14 protein-coding genes are annotated in these 15,138 nt (G+C 58.2%); 10 read left to right on the forward strand and 4 right to left on the reverse strand.

The annotated features are described in order from the left end of the window. Positions 1–7: 7 nt before the first annotated feature. Genes R6V78_RS04725 through R6V78_RS04740 form a run of 4 tightly spaced genes read left to right on the forward strand, consistent with a single transcriptional unit; the run spans position 8 to position 6,545 of the window. On the forward strand, positions 8–1,006 hold the full coding sequence (locus R6V78_RS04725) for a response regulator (RefSeq protein ID WP_410288182.1): 999 nt from the start codon (positions 8–10) through the stop codon (positions 1,004–1,006). Positions 1,007–1,023: 17 nt separating this feature from the next. Further along, positions 1,024–4,962 (forward strand): PAS domain S-box protein, encoded by a 3,939-nt coding sequence (locus R6V78_RS04730; RefSeq protein WP_410288183.1) that lies wholly within the window; start codon positions 1,024–1,026, stop codon positions 4,960–4,962. Continuing rightward, positions 4,959–6,107, forward strand: a complete 1,149-nt coding sequence (locus R6V78_RS04735) for a PAS domain-containing protein (RefSeq protein WP_410288184.1) — start codon at positions 4,959–4,961, stop codon at positions 6,105–6,107. The genes R6V78_RS04730 and R6V78_RS04735 overlap by 4 nt, the downstream gene beginning before the upstream one ends. 48 nt (positions 6,108–6,155) lie before the next feature. Next, a complete protein-coding gene (locus tag R6V78_RS04740) occupies positions 6,156–6,545 on the forward strand; it encodes a response regulator (protein WP_410288185.1) in 390 nt (129 codons plus the stop codon). Positions 6,546–6,571: 26 nt separating this feature from the next. On the opposite strand, the gene R6V78_RS04745 is transcribed toward R6V78_RS04740, so the two are convergent. Then, on the reverse strand, positions 6,572–7,438 hold the full coding sequence (locus R6V78_RS04745) for an amidohydrolase family protein (RefSeq protein WP_410288186.1): 867 nt from the start codon (positions 7,436–7,438) through the stop codon (positions 6,572–6,574). A 130-nt stretch (positions 7,439–7,568) separates the two neighbouring features. On the opposite strand from R6V78_RS04745, the gene R6V78_RS04750 reads away from it, so the two are divergent. The 6 genes from R6V78_RS04750 (at position 7,569) to thiM (ending at position 12,578) form a co-directional block, all read left to right on the forward strand. Next, a complete protein-coding gene (locus tag R6V78_RS04750) occupies positions 7,569–7,883 on the forward strand; it encodes a zinc ribbon domain-containing protein (protein ID WP_410288187.1) in 315 nt (104 codons plus the stop codon). 17 nt (positions 7,884–7,900) lie between these two features. Then, positions 7,901–9,232, forward strand: a complete 1,332-nt coding sequence (locus R6V78_RS04755) for a M48 family metalloprotease (protein WP_410288188.1) — start codon at positions 7,901–7,903, stop codon at positions 9,230–9,232. Between the two features lie 196 nt (positions 9,233–9,428). Continuing rightward, positions 9,429–9,947 carry a tRNA (cytidine(34)-2'-O)-methyltransferase gene (locus tag R6V78_RS04760; RefSeq protein WP_410288189.1) on the forward strand — a complete coding sequence of 173 codons (519 nt, stop codon included), beginning with the start codon at positions 9,429–9,431 and terminating at the stop codon, positions 9,945–9,947. A 37-nt stretch (positions 9,948–9,984) separates the two neighbouring features. Further along, complete coding sequence (locus tag R6V78_RS04765) at positions 9,985–10,923, forward strand: multidrug resistance efflux transporter family protein (RefSeq protein WP_410288190.1); 939 nt, start codon at positions 9,985–9,987, stop codon at positions 10,921–10,923. Positions 10,924–11,016: 93 nt separating this feature from the next. Further along, complete coding sequence (locus R6V78_RS04770; RefSeq protein ID WP_410288191.1) at positions 11,017–11,742, forward strand: superoxide dismutase; 726 nt, start codon at positions 11,017–11,019, stop codon at positions 11,740–11,742. Positions 11,743–11,768: 26 nt separating this feature from the next. Continuing rightward, complete coding sequence (gene thiM / locus R6V78_RS04775) at positions 11,769–12,578, forward strand: hydroxyethylthiazole kinase (RefSeq protein WP_410288192.1); 810 nt, start codon at positions 11,769–11,771, stop codon at positions 12,576–12,578. 94 nt (positions 12,579–12,672) lie between these two features. Here thiM and R6V78_RS04780 read toward each other — a convergent pair whose 3' ends face one another. From R6V78_RS04780 to R6V78_RS04790, 3 genes are all read right to left on the reverse strand, one after another. After that, a complete protein-coding gene (locus R6V78_RS04780) occupies positions 12,673–13,371 on the reverse strand; it encodes a hypothetical protein (protein ID WP_410288193.1) in 699 nt (232 codons plus the stop codon). Positions 13,372–13,487: 116 nt separating this feature from the next. Beyond that, positions 13,488–13,673, reverse strand: a complete 186-nt coding sequence (locus tag R6V78_RS04785; RefSeq protein ID WP_410288194.1) for a hypothetical protein — start codon at positions 13,671–13,673, stop codon at positions 13,488–13,490. 195 nt (positions 13,674–13,868) lie between these two features. Next, complete coding sequence (locus R6V78_RS04790) at positions 13,869–15,116, reverse strand: type I glyceraldehyde-3-phosphate dehydrogenase (RefSeq protein WP_410288195.1); 1,248 nt, start codon at positions 15,114–15,116, stop codon at positions 13,869–13,871. Between the last annotated feature and the right edge of the window lie 22 nt (positions 15,117–15,138).

Genomic DNA, 15,138 nt, shown 5'->3' on the forward strand with positions numbered 1-15,138 from the left:
TTTGCATGTGAAAACCGATATTCTCATTGTCGAGGATGAGTCCGTCGTTGCAGCAGATTTGGAGATCAAACTGAAGCACATCGGATTTGCGGTCGCGGGAATCGCCTCACAGGGCCAGGAAGCCCTGGACATGGCACGGACCCGCAACCCCCAGCTGATTCTGATGGATATCCAGTTGAAAGGTCCGCTGGACGGCATCGAAACGGCCAAGGCGGTGCAGGAACGGCTCGACGTGCCGGTGGTCTATCTGACGGCCCATTCCGATCAGGCTACATTGTCCCGCGCCAAGCTTACCGGACCTTTCGGCTATATCCTCAAACCCTTTGATGAACACGATCTGAAGATTCAGATCGAACTGGCCCTTTTCAAGCACAGGGCCGAGCGACAGCTGCGTCAGCAGCGCGAATTGCTGCGGGTGACCCTGTCGAGCATCGGCGATGCCGTCATTGCCACCGATGCAGACAGTTGCATCACCTTCATCAACCCGGTGGCGGCCTCCCTCATCGGCTGGCCCTTAGAAGAAGCGACCGGAAAGCAGTTGAAGGAGGTCTTTGGCGTGATGGATGGGTTCACGCGAAAGGTCCTGACCGATCCGTTCAAGGATGTGCTCGCAAGCGGCAGGAATATGGATTTGAAAGTGCACACGTTGCTTCTCGGTCATGGCGGCAGGGAAGTGCCCATAGAGAGCAGCGCTGCGCCCATTCGTGACCTGGGCGGCTGTATTATCGGTGTGGTCCTGGTATTTCGTGATATCAGCGACCGAAGACGCGCCGAAGCAGAAAAAGATGCGATGATCGCGGATTTAAAAGAGGCGATGGGTAAAATCAAAACGCTGTCGGGAATGCTGCCCATCTGCTCCGCCTGCAAAAAAATCCGCGATGACAAGGGCTACTGGAATCAAATTGAAACCTATATCAGGGATCACTCCGAGGCTGAGTTTACTCACGGTATATGCCCGGATTGCATCAGAAAACTTTATCCTGACTACCACATAGGGGATGCCTAGCCGAAAGCAGGGGTTTCATGTTGAGTCAGCCTTCCCGTTGGATCTTCACCCGACTGTTGGTCTTTTTGCCGTTCCTGTTTGCGGGGTTAGCCTGCGCGGCAGACAGCGGCGACCATCCCAATTCCTTCCCCAGGGTACTCTCCTCGGCGAGTGAACTGGACTATCCGCCCTTTGCGTTGGTTCGCGACGACGGCGGCGCGGATGGATTTTCGGTGGATCTTCTAAAGGCTGTCGTCAGCGCCGTCGGTTTGGAGATCACATTCAAGGTCGGTCCCTGGCATGCAATCAAGACCGGACTGGCCAATGGTGAACTCGACGTCCTTCCCCTGGTCGCGCACTCGGCGGAACGTGACAAGGCCTTTGATTTCACGGCACCGTACCTGCGGATGCATGGCACCATTTTCGTTCGCCGGGGTGAAAATTCAATTCAGGACGAGACCGATCTGAAGGCAAAAGAAGTTCTGGTCATGCGGGACGACATGACGCACGAATATGCGCTCAGAAGGAAGCTTACCGACCGGCTGATCCCCACCGACAGCATCGAAACAGCGATGAGGCTGCTTTCCGACGGCAAGCATGACGCAGTGATCGCTCAGCAACTGGTCGGGCTTCAGCTCATCAAAAAACTAGGTCTTTCGAATGTGGTATGCGTGCGTTCATTTAATGAATCGAGCTTGAAACCTGCCACCGACCCGCTCTCCGGGTTCGAGCAAAAAATTTGTATCGCCGTCAAGGAGGGTGACAAGGAACTGCTGGCGCGCCTGAACGAGGGGTTGGCCCTGGTCGTCACCACCGGCAAATACGATGAACTGTATGACAAGTGGTTCGGTCCGATCCTGCCGCAGCCCGCCGTCAGCCCGGCAAGGATCGCCAAATACATGTTTTTCATCCTTTTGCCGCTCCTGGCGTTGATCGGGATCTCGAGCGCCTGGTATTTGAAGCGCGAGGTCGCCAGAAAGACCCACACCATCAAGCAGAGCGAAGAGCGCCTGAAACGGTCCCAGGAGATCGCCCATCTGGGCGGCTGGGAACTGGACCTGCAAAACAACCAACTGACCTGGTCCGATGAAGTGTACCGCATATTCGGCCTGCAGCCCCAGCAGTTCGATGCGACATACGCGGCTTTTTTAAATTCTGTGCACCCCGATGACCGGCAAAAAGTTGACGACGCCTATGCGGGTTCTTTGCGGGAAAATCGGGACAGCTATGAGGTTGAGCACCGGGTCGTCCGGCCCGATGGGGAGGTTCGCCATGTGCTCGAGCGATGCGAGCATCTAAGGGACCACGGTGGCCGGATTGTCCGCTCGGTGGGCATGGTTCGTGACATTACCGAACGCCATATGGCCGATGCGGCGCTGCGCGAGAGCGAAGCCAAATACCGCAACCTGTTCGAAAACATGACCGAAGAGGTGCATTTCTGGCAGGTGGTCCGCGACGAATCCGGACAGATCAGAACCTGGCGGCTGGTGGATGTCAACCCGCCGACACTCAAAAGCTGGGGCAAAAAAACGGTTGACGAAATAAGGGGAAAAACCGCCGATGAGATTTTCGGCCCGGGTGCAACCGAACACCACCTCCCCGTGGTACACAAAATCATGACCGAATGTGTACCCCACGTCTATGAAGACTATATTCCCCATCTCGACAAATACTTCCGGTTTGCCTTCGTTCCTCTGGGAAACCGCTTCATCACCACTGGCGCGGACATCACCGACATCAAGAAGATCGAGGGAAACCTGCTTAGAACCACTGAACTGCTGGAAAAGCGATCCCGGGAGCTGGACGCGGTGCTTTCCTCTGTGCAGGACTATGTCTATATCTTCGATCCCGAGGGGCGCTTTACCTTCGCGAACAAAAAACTTCTGGATCTTTGGAATATGTCCGCTGGGCAAGCGGTCGGTAAAACCATGCGCGACCTGAATTATCCGGAGAGCGTCGAGAGGCTGTTGCTGGACGGCGTGAGGCGTGTTTGCCAAACCGGGGAAGTGGTTATCAATGTGACCCATTACACAAGCACCACTGGCCTCGGTGGCTATTTCGAAAATGTCTTGTCACCCATACTGGGACCAGACGGGCAGGTCGCCTTCGTTGCCGGTTCCAGCCGAGATATATCCGAGCGCAGGAGGGCCGAGGAGGCCTTGCGCCAGAGTCAGGCCACGCTTCAAGCCTTCTACGACAGTTCCCCACTCATGATGGGCATGGTCGAACTCCATGGCGAAAAGGTTATTGCCGTTCACGGCAACACACTTGTCGCCGCATTCTTCGACACCACCCCCGACCGAATCCCCGGACGCGATTTTGCCGAGCTCAACCCCAACCACGAGATCAATGCGCTTTGGCTCGACGCCTACCACCAGTGCCAGGCCGACCACAGCACTGTCCGGTTCGAGTACCAACAGCCCCGCTTTGCAGGGGGGGCTGCCTGGGTTAGCGCAACGGTCACGCCGGTCCCGGCCGGCGATTCAGGCTACCCAAGGTGCGGTTTCGTCGCCGAAGATATCACCGCGCGCAAGCGGGCCACAGAGGCTGTGGCCGCCAGCGAGAGAAAGTACCGCGAGCTGCTGGAAACCGCCAACAGCATCATTTTACGCTGCGACCACCGGGGCGTCATCCGGTTTGTCAATGATTTCGGCTTGCGTTTTTTCGGGTATTCGGCAAAGGAGCTGATCGGTCGGAACGTGATGCTCCTCGTACCCAAGGGTGAACAGAGCACCGGCGGCGACCTGGACGCACTGGATAGGGACATCGTTGTCCATTCCGAGCGCTACACACACAATGAGAACATCACCAAAGACGGCCGGAGCGTCTGGGTTGTCTGGGCCAACAAGGCCATCCTGGACGGGCAGGGCAATGTTCAGGAAATTCTGGCCATCGGCAATGACGTCACTGCGATGAAAGCAACCGAGCAGGCGCTGCGGGAAAGTGAACGCAGGCTGTCTCTATCCGTGTCCGCCACCGCCGATGCCATCTGGGAATGGAATCTGGCTACCCAGGAGACCTATTACAGCCCGCGATGGTATGCGATGCTGGGTTACGAGAATCAGGTGATCCCCATGAATCTCGAGGGCTGGAAAAAGTTGTGCCACCCGGATGATCTCCAGCCGACCTTGGACTTGATACGGTCCAGGTTGGAATCTTCCGACGATCTGTCCTACAGCGCCGAATTCCGGATGCGCACCAAGGATGGATCCTGGTTGTGGATCCTGGGGCGTGGACGGGTCGTGGAGCGCGACGAGGCGGGCAGGCCGCTGCTGGTGAGTGGCACCAACACGGACATCACCGAGCGCAAGCAGGCTGAAATTGTGCAGCGCAACAGCGAGGAGCGCCTCAAGGCCTCCCTGGCCGAGAAGGAGGTGCTCCTCAAGGAGATCCACCACAGGGTTAAAAACAACATGCAGGTCATCTCCAGCCTGGTGGATCTGCAGGCCGATGCGGTCGAAGATGCCGCCATGCGTGAGGTTTTCCAGGACGTGGTCTACCGTGTGCGCTCCATGGCCATGGTGCATGAGAAGCTCTACCAGTCCAGCGACCTGGCCCGGGTGGAGTTTGCCGACTACACCGAAACGCTGCTGGGTTATCTGTGGCGGGCCCAGGGGGCCGCGGCATCCGGCATCCGGCTCGACCTGGATCTGGCGCCGGTATTTCTGCCGATCCATCTGGCGGTGCCCTGCGGTCTGATGCTGAACGAACTGTTCAGCAACACGCTCAAACATGCCTTCAGCGGACGCCCAAGCGGTCAGATTACCGTGTCGCTGGGGCAAGACGCCGGCGGTCGGGTGCGCCTCGAGGTTCGCGACGACGGCAACGGTCTGCCGCCGGGGCTTGACTGGAAGAAGGCGCCTTCCCTGGGCTTGCGCCTGGTTCAGATGCTGGCCCGGCAGCTGCGCGCCACTGTGGCGGTCGCCGGGGATGCAGGCACCGCCTTTACCATCACTTTCGCGGGACCGAAGCCATGAGCCGGACCACCATCCTTATCGTCGAAGACGAGGCCATCGTTGCCCATAATCTGGCCTGCAAGCTGATGCAGCTCGGCCATGACCCTGCAGGCATCGCTGCTGAGGGCGAAGCGGCGGTCGAAATGGCCCTGCGTCTCGAACCTCAACTGGTGCTGATGGACATCAACCTGCAGGGTCCAATGGACGGTGTCGAAGCCGCCGGGATGATCCAGGCGCAATGCGATATTCCCGTGATTTACCTGACGGCCCATTCGGATCCCGCCACACTGGCCCGCGCCAAGCTTACCGGGCCGTTTGGCTATATTTTGAAGCCTTTCGAGATGCGGGATCTGGCCGCACAGATCGAGTTGGCCCTTTTCAAGCACGCGGCCGAGCGGCAACAGCGCGACCAACGTGAATGGCTGCGGGTTACCCTGACCAGCATCGGTGATGCCGTTATCGCCACCGACGCCGAGAGCCGCATCACCTTCATGAATCCCGTGGCCGAGTCACTCACCGGCTGGCCCCTGGCCGAGGCGACGCGAAGACCCCTGAAGGAGATCTTTCACATCGTCAACGAATATACGCGGGCGGTTGTCGATGATCCGGTGGAGAAGGTGCTCCGACTCGGCACAATTGTGGGTCTGGCCAACCACACCGTGTTGATCCGCAGAGACGGCGAGCAGGTGCCCATCGATGACAGCGGTGCGCCCATCTGTGACCGACGGGGCCGTATTCTGGGAGCGGTGCTGGTATTTCGTGATATCAGTGAAAGTAAAAAAGTGGAGCGGACCATCAGCCAAAGCGAGGCAAGATACCGTATTTTGGTCGAACATGTCCCGGCGTCCGTGGCCATGTTCGATCGTGAAATGCGCTGCCTGATCGCCAGCCGACGGTGGTTGAGCGACAACAGACTCGAAGATCGCGACCCGATCGGCCTTTCGTACTATGACCTTTTTCCGCAAATCCCCCAGAGCTGGAAGACAGTCCACCGCCGAGCACTTGCGGGCGAGGTGATGCAGATCCGGTGCGACTGGATCGAACGGGCCGACGGGTCGGTGCAGTGGCTGCGCTGGGAGGCCGGACCTTGGCGCGATCAGGCGGGTGATATCGGCGGCATCGTGATCTTCAGCGCGGACATCACCGACCTCAAGTCCTGCGTTTAAACATTCCCATGAGATTCAAAGCACCTGCTGGTGAATAGGAGCGCTGCAATGACACCCAAAGCCAAGATTCTGATTGTCGACGATGAAGTTATTCTTGTTTCGTCCGTGGAAAGAGAATTGGCCAGGAGGGGCTATCAGTTGTGTGAATCCGCCTGTTCAGGGGAGGATGCCTTGGAAAAGTTAAAAGCGGAACTGCCGGATCTGGTCCTCCTGGATTGTTTTTTAGGCTGTGAAAACAGTGGATTTGATGTGGCTAACCGCATCAGGTCAATGTCCGATATCCCGATTGTCTTCATGTCCGGTCTTGGGCGTGACGAAGTCGCAGACCAGCTCAACGCGATCGCGGGTTCTGCTTTCCTGGCCAAGCCGTTCAACCCAGAGGCACTGGTCAGGGCGATTGAGTTGTCCCTTCAAACCTGCCGCGGGGGATCGTCATAGGAAGGAATCCTCCCGAGGCGCATCTATCAGCGCTGGGATCTCTTTTCGCGGCTGCCGATTTTCAGCAGCCGCGCAGCGTTTTGTCCGCAGACCATCGCCATATCATCCGGGCTCAATCCGGCGTCGGTCATCTCCTGAATGTAGCGTTGCGGTTTCAGCAGGGGGTAGTCGGTTCCCAGCAGCACCTTTTCCATCCCCACCAGATCCTTGGCATAGCGGTAAATCCGGTTGTCATAGAGAAACGGGGAGGCGGCAGTGTCGTAATAGACGTTTTTCAGGGTTTCCTTGACCGCTTTTTTTAGCAGGTTGTAGAAGAAGAGCCCACCTCCCCAGTGGGCCAGAACGACGGTGTTGTCCGGGAAGCGGGCCATGGTTTCGTAGATCTGGATCATGGTGTTGGGGGTTTTGCCCGGGTATAGGTGGCCCACCTCTTCGTTGGTGTGGAGCAGCACGGGCACATCCCGCTGCCGGCACAGCGCCATGATGGGGTCCAGGCTCAGCTGGCATTCACCGTCGATGCCGCAGCCATAGAAAGCCAGTTCGCCCACACCGCTCAGGCCGGCGTCGAGGCAGCGCTGCACCTCTTCTACCGCGTCCGGGTTCAGGCTGTCCACGCAGCACAGGCCCCGCAGCCGTTGGGGATAGCGGTTTGCCGCTTCGATGACGTAGTCGTTGTTGCGCCGGCAGGTGTCGGGTGTCCGCCAGGGAAAGCCGAACACCACCGACAGATCCACGCCCTGGTCGTCCATCATGTCGATGATCTCCGACGCGGCCACCAGTTTGGATTTGGAGGATTCGTACAGCAGTTTGAATTCAGGTTCGGCACCGAAAAATCGATCCCGGTGCTCCCGGATCCGGGCGGGAAAGGTATGGACGTGAAAGTCGATGATCATGAAAGGCTCCTGGAAGGGCGTTTTGTTTATTGACTATGGGCCTTTTTCTTATACAATACAACCAGTGCTTGCAACAGCCAAGCGTGGGGAACCCTGCTCATCTACGGGCAGGTGTCTTTTCAGGGACAGCATGTTTTTAATCGCCGGCGTTCAACCCAAAACCAGACGGGTGGATGATAACCCCCAGCGATGCCCGGTCTGCGGACTGGCGCAGGCCTATCGCACGCGGGTGGATCATTACCTGAGCCTGTTTTTCATCCCCCTGATCCGGGTGAAACAGGGTGCGCCGTTTTTATGGTGCGACGGCTGCCAGCGGCCGGTGGATGGCAGCCGGGCGCCGGCCCGGGAGGTTCCGCTGTCAGGACTTTCCACCGTTTGTGTGGCCTGCAAGAGGGAATTCGACAGTGCGTTCAAATATTGTCCGCATTGTGGGCAGCGGGCCTAAATACCAAGGAGGTGCAAATGCATGTTTCCCAAAGGGCGATCAACGGGCTGAGCCGGCGTGAATTTCTCATCATGACCTCCATGGCGGCCACGGGGCTGGCAATGGGTTGCGCCACCAATCCCGTAACGGGAAAATCCCAGTTCATGATCATGGATGAAAAGCAGGAAATTGCCGTTGACCGGCAGCAGTCCCCCCACCAGTTTTCGTCCGATTACGGAACCGTTCAGGACCGGGTCCTGCAAGGCTATGTGCAGACCGCAGGCATGCGGCTGACCCCCAATACCCATCGCAGCCATATGCCCTATAATTTTCACTGCGTGAATGCCAATTACGTGAATGCCTACGCCTTTCCCGGCGGCAGCATCGCCTGCACCCGGGGCATTCTGCTGGAACTGGAGAACGAGGCCGAGCTGGCTGCCCTGCTCGGACACGAACTGGGCCACGTCAATGCCCGGCATACCGCTGAGATCATGTCCAAGGCCCAGCTGACCAGCATGGCCGTGGGCGGCCTGGCCATCCTTACCAGTGTGGCCGTCGGTTCCGGTGCGGGGAACCTTGCCGGGCAACTGGGGCAGCTGGGCTCCGGAGCCCTGCTGGCCTCCTACAGCCGTGACAACGAACGCCAGGCCGACAGCCTGGGTATGGAATACATGGCCCGATCCGGCTACGGCCCCCAGGGCATGGTGGGGCTCATGGAGATGCTAAACGGCATGAACCAGCACAAGGCCGGTGTCACGGACCTTCTGTTTGCCACCCACCCCATGTCCTCGGAACGCTACCAGACCTCGGTGAATCAGGCCACCAATGATTACCGACAGTACGACGGTCAGCCCCTGTACCGGGAGCGCTACATGGACAATACCGCCGGCCTGAGAAAAATCAAAGGCGCCATCAAGCTGATGCAGGACGGTGAAGCGGCCATGGGCAAAGAGCAGTTCAGCCAGGCGGAAGGGCTGTTCAAACAGGCCCTGGACCAAGTGCCCAATGACTACGCAGGGCTGTTGCTCATGGCCAAATGCCAGCTGGTTCAGAAAAAAAACAGTGAGGCGGAGCGATTTGCCGACCGGGCCAAGCAGGTTTACCCCGACGAGGCCCAGGCCTACCATGTCAGCGGCATTACCAAGATCCGCACCAAAAAATACGCCGCCGCTCACGAGGATTTTTCCATTTATGAACGGCGCCTGCCCGGCAATCCCAATACGGTGTTCTTCCAGGGATTGTCACTGGAGGGCATGGAGAAAGTCGAGCCGGCGGCTCAGGCATACAACGCGTACCTGAAGCAGGTCCAGCAGGGAAAACAGGCCCAGTACGCGTACCAGCGGTTGAAGGAGTGGGGCTACATCAAGTAGTGCCGATCCCTAAATATCACCTTGCGGCCCAGATCCGCGTTCTCGCCATTTGGAAATCCTCGACGTAGCGCTGCTACGCCTGCGGTTACCAAAATAGCTGCGGCCTTGATCTGAACCACAAGCTGACATTTATGGACTGACCCTGCTCCAAGACGCCCTTTGAAACCAAATTTGAATTTCAAGACGACGACTGCTAATGGTGGGTTCATCAAACAGTGTCGATATGGGCGATACTGCCCTATGCTCAGACACCGGACCGGAGCGCCACGTGGTGCTGGTGGCGCCCGAAATCCATTGGAACACCGGAAACATCGGCCGCACCTGTCTGGGGGCCGGTGCCCGGCTGCACCTGATCCACCCGTTGGGCTTCTCCCTGGACAGCCGCCAGGTGAAGCGGGCCGGCCTGGATTACTGGAGCCGGGTATCTCCCGGCATCTGGGATAGTTTCGATGCGTTCTGCGAGGCCCTCAATCCCGTGGACGGTGAAATGGCGATGTTCTCCAAGGGGGGAGAACGGGTTTTCTGGGAGATGCCGGCCCGAAGGCGGATGTTTCTGGTGTTCGGATCTGAAACCGGGGGGCTCCCTGAAGCGATTCTCTCCCGTTATCCCCGAGCCTGCTTCCGGATTCCCATCAATGGCGAGATTCGTTCGCTGAACCTTTCCACCGCAGCGGGCATCGCCCTGTATGAGAGTATTCGCCGTGGAAGGCGATAGGCGTGGATATGGAAATGACCGCGGCAGGCGGTAAACGATGGTGAGACTAATTCTCATCGGCCTGTTGTCCGGATTCTTCTTCAGCTCTACGTTTGTGCTCAATCGGATGATGAGCCTGGGCGGCGGTCACTGGGTGTGGAGCGCCAGTCTCCGCTATCTCTACATGATTCTTCTGTTGACGGCCTGGTTGGTGGTGTTTCGGGGAACGGCCGCCTTTGCCCGCACCCTGGGCCTGTTTTTCAACCACGCGGGTTTCTGGATGGCGGCGGGCGGCATCGGCTTCGGGGCTTTTTATGCCCTGATCTGTTTCAGCGCCGATTATGCACCCGGCTGGATTGTTGCCACCACCTGGCAGTTTACCATTATTGCCACGCTGGTGGTGCTGACGGCTTTCGGCCGGCGCTTTCCCCGACGGATCTGGCTATTTTCCACCATCGTCTTTGCCGGTGTGTTTCTGGTCAATATCAGCCAGGCGGGGGCGGTCGATCCAGCGGAACTGGTCAACGGCGCCCTGCCCGTGTTGATCGCCGCTTTCTGCTACCCCATCGGCAACCAGTTGGTGTGGGAGGCCAAGACCGGCCACAGCCGGCTGCCTGACATCAGCGGATCGGAACTGGAACACCCCTTTGTCAAGGTGCTGCTCATGTGCCTGGGCAGCGTTCCCTTCTGGTGCCTGCTGGTGGCCGTGACCGCACCGCCGCCGCCTGCCGTCGGGCAGATCGTGAACACGGCTCTGGTGGCCCTTTTCTCAGGCGTAATGGCCACGAGCCTGTTTCTCTTTGCGAGGAACGAATCGAAATCCGGCAGCCAACTGGCCGCCGTGGACGCCACCCAGTCCAGCGAGGTGATCTTTGCCCTGGCCGGGGAGATCCTGATCATCGGCGCGGCCCCGCCCAATGCCCTCGGCGTGGTGGGGATACTGGTCACCGGTGCGGGGCTGGTGCTTTTTGTCCGGTTTCAGGAGACGCTTGCCTGAAAGCCGACCATTGCTTCCCCAAGCATTGATGATTCCGTCGATCCTTGAGTCTTCAACAACCGTCATTACGGACCACCGAAAAGGAGAAAAACCATGGCAACCCTTCCCGTTATCAGCCCACGCCTTTTTGTTCGTTCATCGGTTCTGGCGGCCTGTGCCATCGCCGCCCTCTTCCTGTTGCAGTGCAGTGGAGGCGGCGATTCGCCCATCTTCGTCAAGGCCCCGCTGCCATACGCCGAGGATGCACTGGCGCCCTTTATCAGTGCGGACACCATGGGGTTTCATTATGATAAACATTACGCCGGCTATGTGGACAGGGCCAATGATCTGACCAAAAGCGGTTCCTACGCCGGAAAATCAGCCGAAGCGGTGATCCAGATGACGGCGGGTGATGCATCCAAGGCGGCTGTTTTCAACAACGCCGCCCAGGCATGGAATCACGCCTTTTTTTTCCAATGCCTCAAACCGAACGGCGGCGGCGCCCCGGGGGGCCTGCTGGCGGAAATGATCGATGCGGCTTTCGGCAGTTTCGCCAATTTCAAAAAGGTTTTTCTGACCGCGGCCAAGGACCAGTTCGGCAGTGGCTGGGTGTGGCTGGTGCTGGACGATGGCAAGCTGATGGTGATTACGGGCGCCAATGCGGATACACCGCTTGCCCATGGTCAGATTCCCCTATTGACTGTGGACGTGTGGGAGCATGCATACTATCTGGATTACCAGAACCGGCGGATTGATTTTGTCAGCACCGTCCTGGACAACCTGGTCAACTGGGATTTCGTGGCGCTTCAACTGGAAAATGCCCCGCCGTCCCACACCTGAGCACTTCAAATATAAGGGATATTTTGATGAACATGAAGACCATAACCGCTGAGCTCCTCGATAAAATCAGAACAACCACCCCACTGGTGCACAACATCACCAATTTCGTGGTGATGAACCCTACGGCCAACATTTTGCTGGCATTGGGGGCGTCTCCGGTCATGGCCCACAGCCGACGGGAGGTGGCGGATATGGCCGCCATGGCCAGTGCCCTGGTGCTCAACATCGGCACACTGGAGGAGAAATGGATCGAGGCCATGGTACTGGCAGCCAAGGCGGCCAATCAACGGAGCATCCCGGTAATACTGGACCCGGTCGGTGCCGGTGCCACCCCTTATCGCACCCGAGCCGTGAAGCACATCCTTGGAGAAGCAAAAATAGCCATCATCCGGGGCAACGCATCGGAGGTGCTTTCTCTGGCCGTTGACGACGTGAAGACCAGAGGCGTGGAGTCGTCTCTGAGCCTGTCCGACGAGATCGTGGATGCCGCCGGTGACATCGCTCGCCGGTACGGTTGTATCGCGGCCATTTCCGGGGAAAAGGATTTGATCACCGACGGCAGCCGGATGTTGCGGGTGGCCAACGGCGTGCCCCTGATGACCCGGGTGACCGGTCTGGGATGCGGGTTGTCGGCGGTTGCCGGTGCCTTCTGTGCTGTGGCTGGTGAACACCTTTTAAGCGCTGTGGCAGCCGCTTTCGGCTTTTACGGCCTGTGCGGGGAGCTGGCGTTTGGCGCCAGCAACCGGCCGGGCAGCTTTTTCGTGGCATTCCTGGACAGCCTCTATACGTCAGGCAGTGCTGAAATCCATGCACACTTGAGAATTGAACCGCGATAGCGAGCGCACTCCCCGCGGTTTGCCGCGGGGAGGATTCCATAACCCGCTCAACTTACGTTTCCGTTTCTGGAAATGGGTGTTTGCTCCTGTCCGTTTACCGGCATTCGGCAGCCTGTATGGCCTTTCCCAGGTCAAAGGCAAGCCGTTGGTAACGGTCGGCGAATCGTTCCCAGTCGTTGTCGGACCGGCCTTTAGCGGTTTGCATCACCACCAGCACATCGGTGACGCTGCGTTTGAGCCGGTTGCACACGGGTAGACGGCTGGCGGCGTTTATTTCCTCCAGAACGGGTTCAACCTTCTTCAGGTTGGCTCTGGCGAGGTAGTACACTGCTGCAAGGCTGTGCGGGGCCAACTGGAAAAGCGCCTTGGCCGCTTCCACAAACCGGTCCGGGTTCAGCGCGTTCATTTCAGCAGGTTGCAGATCCTGCAGGCGGCTCAGGGATTCGCAAAGCTTCTCGTGATAGTCAGCCTGAACCCCTTCATTTTTTTCGGACGACTTCAAGGCAAGCCCCTTTTCCAGTTCATCGGCGGTACAGGCGTAGTTGACGGCGGCCTCCCTGCCCGCTTCTGCAAGGCGAAAGCAGGCCTCTGCCTTGATCAGATGCAGCCGCCTGCAAACGTCGTCGGATCTTCTCGGGCACACAATTGCCTGTGCGGCAAGCCATTCATGGTCGCCACGGGCCGCGTGCGTTTCGAATTGACCCAGCTGTCTGCCGACGCAGCCGGAGAGAATCAGGCTGAGCGCCAGACTGATCGGCAGCAACTTGAGCGGGCACATGTCAAAGGGATGCATGGGGCGTTGTCGACGTCAAGCCGATGCTTGACTCTATTTTTGCCGGGTGGATGGGTTGAGGTGCGACAAGGTTGGCGTTGTGGCGGAATCGTGTGGAAACAGCAATGCCAATTCCTTTAAAGCCGTGGCTTTCGGCGCCGCTCCCGGTGAATGGAAAACAGTTTTTCGCTGATCGCGTCAAAGATGAATTCCCTGGGGGCGATGCCACTTGCTTTGCAGTAGTCTTCGACGCGATCGTACAATGCTTTGGGAATGTCTGTGCAGATGCAGTCATCTAACGTCGTTTCAGATTTTTCACTCATTATATGACTCTTTCGTGGGCTTGCCGATTCCATGGATTGAAAACTGAATGACGACAATATAAGGTTCATGCCGCGATATCGTCAAGCCCTAAGATCAGCCTATACCGTGGCCCGAAAAAATCTTTTGAGCGGGCTGAATGCCATTTGGGTTCAAAACCGTTGCCGTGCATGCATCCCGCAGCGGTGCAGAATCGATTACATGTTTTCGGCGATGGATACCGTTCGGTCGCCAAGCATATTCACGTAGCTGCCCATCTCGTTATCGTACCAGCCGTATATGACGGCCTGGGTAACCGGCGCACGCACCACCGTGTCTGTCAGGCTTTTCAATACGGTTGGGGAAAAGCCAGGGACGCCGGCCAGATCAAGACTTAAATCTGCGGTTCGGGTATGGGTTACATCGCCTTCGATCACCGCCGCAGCCTGGGGGGTGCCGAGGATATCACCGGAGACATTCTGTTTTTCGTTATACTGCAGGTACCCGTTGGGATCCAGCTGTGCCGCCTGTTCATAGACGCTGTTGATCACCCCGCGGCGGATGGGTTCTTCGGTCGGACGCTCCTGGATACTGAGCACCAGGATGATCAGAGATCCGGAACTGACGGGCACCCGAACCGATTCGGCAATGAAGCCGATGTGTTCCATTTCAGGTATTACCAGCCGCAGTGCTTTTGCCGCGCCGGTGGAGGTGAGAATGATGTTGTTTAAAATCGACCGATTTTTTCTCAGATCGGTTTTCCCGGATTGGGGCAGGCGATCCAGGACCTGCTGGGATCCCGTGGCGGCATGGATGGTGGCCATGGAGGCCGACAGGATGCGTTTGGCCCCGAAGGCGTTGATCAGGGGTTTCATCATGTGGGCTAGACAGGTCGTCGTGCATGAGGCGTTGGAAACGATCCGGTGGCGCCGGGGGTCGTAATCGTTGGCGTTGATTCCCATTACCGTCGTGACCGCATCGTTCGGCATGGGCAGGCGATCCTCCTTAATCTTGAATGGGGCCGAGACGACCACCTTTTCTGCGCCTGCCTCCAGATGACCCCTGACCGATCCTTTGGGGTGGTTGGCGGGCAGCGTGGGATCGAGGAACTGGCCGGTGGTGTCCACCACCAGGCGCACGCCATGTGCTTTCCAGTCGACAGCCTGGGGCAAGCGCGCGCTGCGCAGCAACCTCACCGGGATGCCGTCGATAACCATGGTGCCGGCGCCGTCATCGATATCGGTGATCACCGGTTTGGCTTGATACCCGTGCAGAAATGCATGCAGGGCGCCATAGGTGGAGTCGCGTTCCAGGTAGTGGGCCACGTCGGCCAGGCCCGAACCCGCCTGCCGGCCGATATTGACCACAATCTCATTGAAATAGCGTCGCCCCACGTGATGCCACACGTTCAGCTTGCCGATGCGGCCGAGGCCGTTGATACCGATTTTCATCAATCCTTCGTTCATGGTTTTCCTCCGGAGTTTGCAA

It is taken from the genome of Desulfosarcina sp., assembly GCF_046496365.1.
Taxonomy (GTDB): Bacteria; Desulfobacterota; Desulfobacteria; order Desulfobacterales; family Desulfosarcinaceae; genus Desulfosarcina.

Bases quoted from the DNA above. Each gene is read 5' to 3' on its own strand.
- R6V78_RS04780 (WP_410288193.1), bottom strand. From the start codon at position 13,371: ATGCATCCCTTTGACATGTGCCCGCTCAAGTTGCTGCCGATCAGTCTG.
- R6V78_RS04750 (WP_410288187.1), top strand. From the start codon at position 7,569: ATGTTTTTAATCGCCGGCGTTCAACCCAAAACCAGACGGGTGGATGAT.
- R6V78_RS04755 (WP_410288188.1), top strand. From the start codon at position 7,901: ATGCATGTTTCCCAAAGGGCGATCAACGGGCTGAGCCGGCGTGAATTT.
- R6V78_RS04735 (WP_410288184.1), top strand. From the start codon at position 4,959: ATGAGCCGGACCACCATCCTTATCGTCGAAGACGAGGCCATCGTTGCC.
- thiM (WP_410288192.1), top strand. From the start codon at position 11,769: ATGAACATGAAGACCATAACCGCTGAGCTCCTCGATAAAATCAGAACA.
- R6V78_RS04740 (WP_410288185.1), top strand. From the start codon at position 6,156: ATGACACCCAAAGCCAAGATTCTGATTGTCGACGATGAAGTTATTCTT.
- R6V78_RS04785 (WP_410288194.1), bottom strand. From the start codon at position 13,673: ATGAGTGAAAAATCTGAAACGACGTTAGATGACTGCATCTGCACAGAC.
- R6V78_RS04745 (WP_410288186.1), bottom strand. From the start codon at position 7,438: ATGATCATCGACTTTCACGTCCATACCTTTCCCGCCCGGATCCGGGAG.
- R6V78_RS04770 (WP_410288191.1), top strand. From the start codon at position 11,017: ATGGCAACCCTTCCCGTTATCAGCCCACGCCTTTTTGTTCGTTCATCG.
- R6V78_RS04765 (WP_410288190.1), top strand. From the start codon at position 9,985: ATGGTGAGACTAATTCTCATCGGCCTGTTGTCCGGATTCTTCTTCAGC.
- R6V78_RS04790 (WP_410288195.1), bottom strand. From the start codon at position 15,116: ATGAACGAAGGATTGATGAAAATCGGTATCAACGGCCTCGGCCGCATC.
- R6V78_RS04760 (WP_410288189.1), top strand. From the start codon at position 9,429: ATGGTGGGTTCATCAAACAGTGTCGATATGGGCGATACTGCCCTATGC.
- R6V78_RS04730 (WP_410288183.1), top strand. From the start codon at position 1,024: ATGTTGAGTCAGCCTTCCCGTTGGATCTTCACCCGACTGTTGGTCTTT.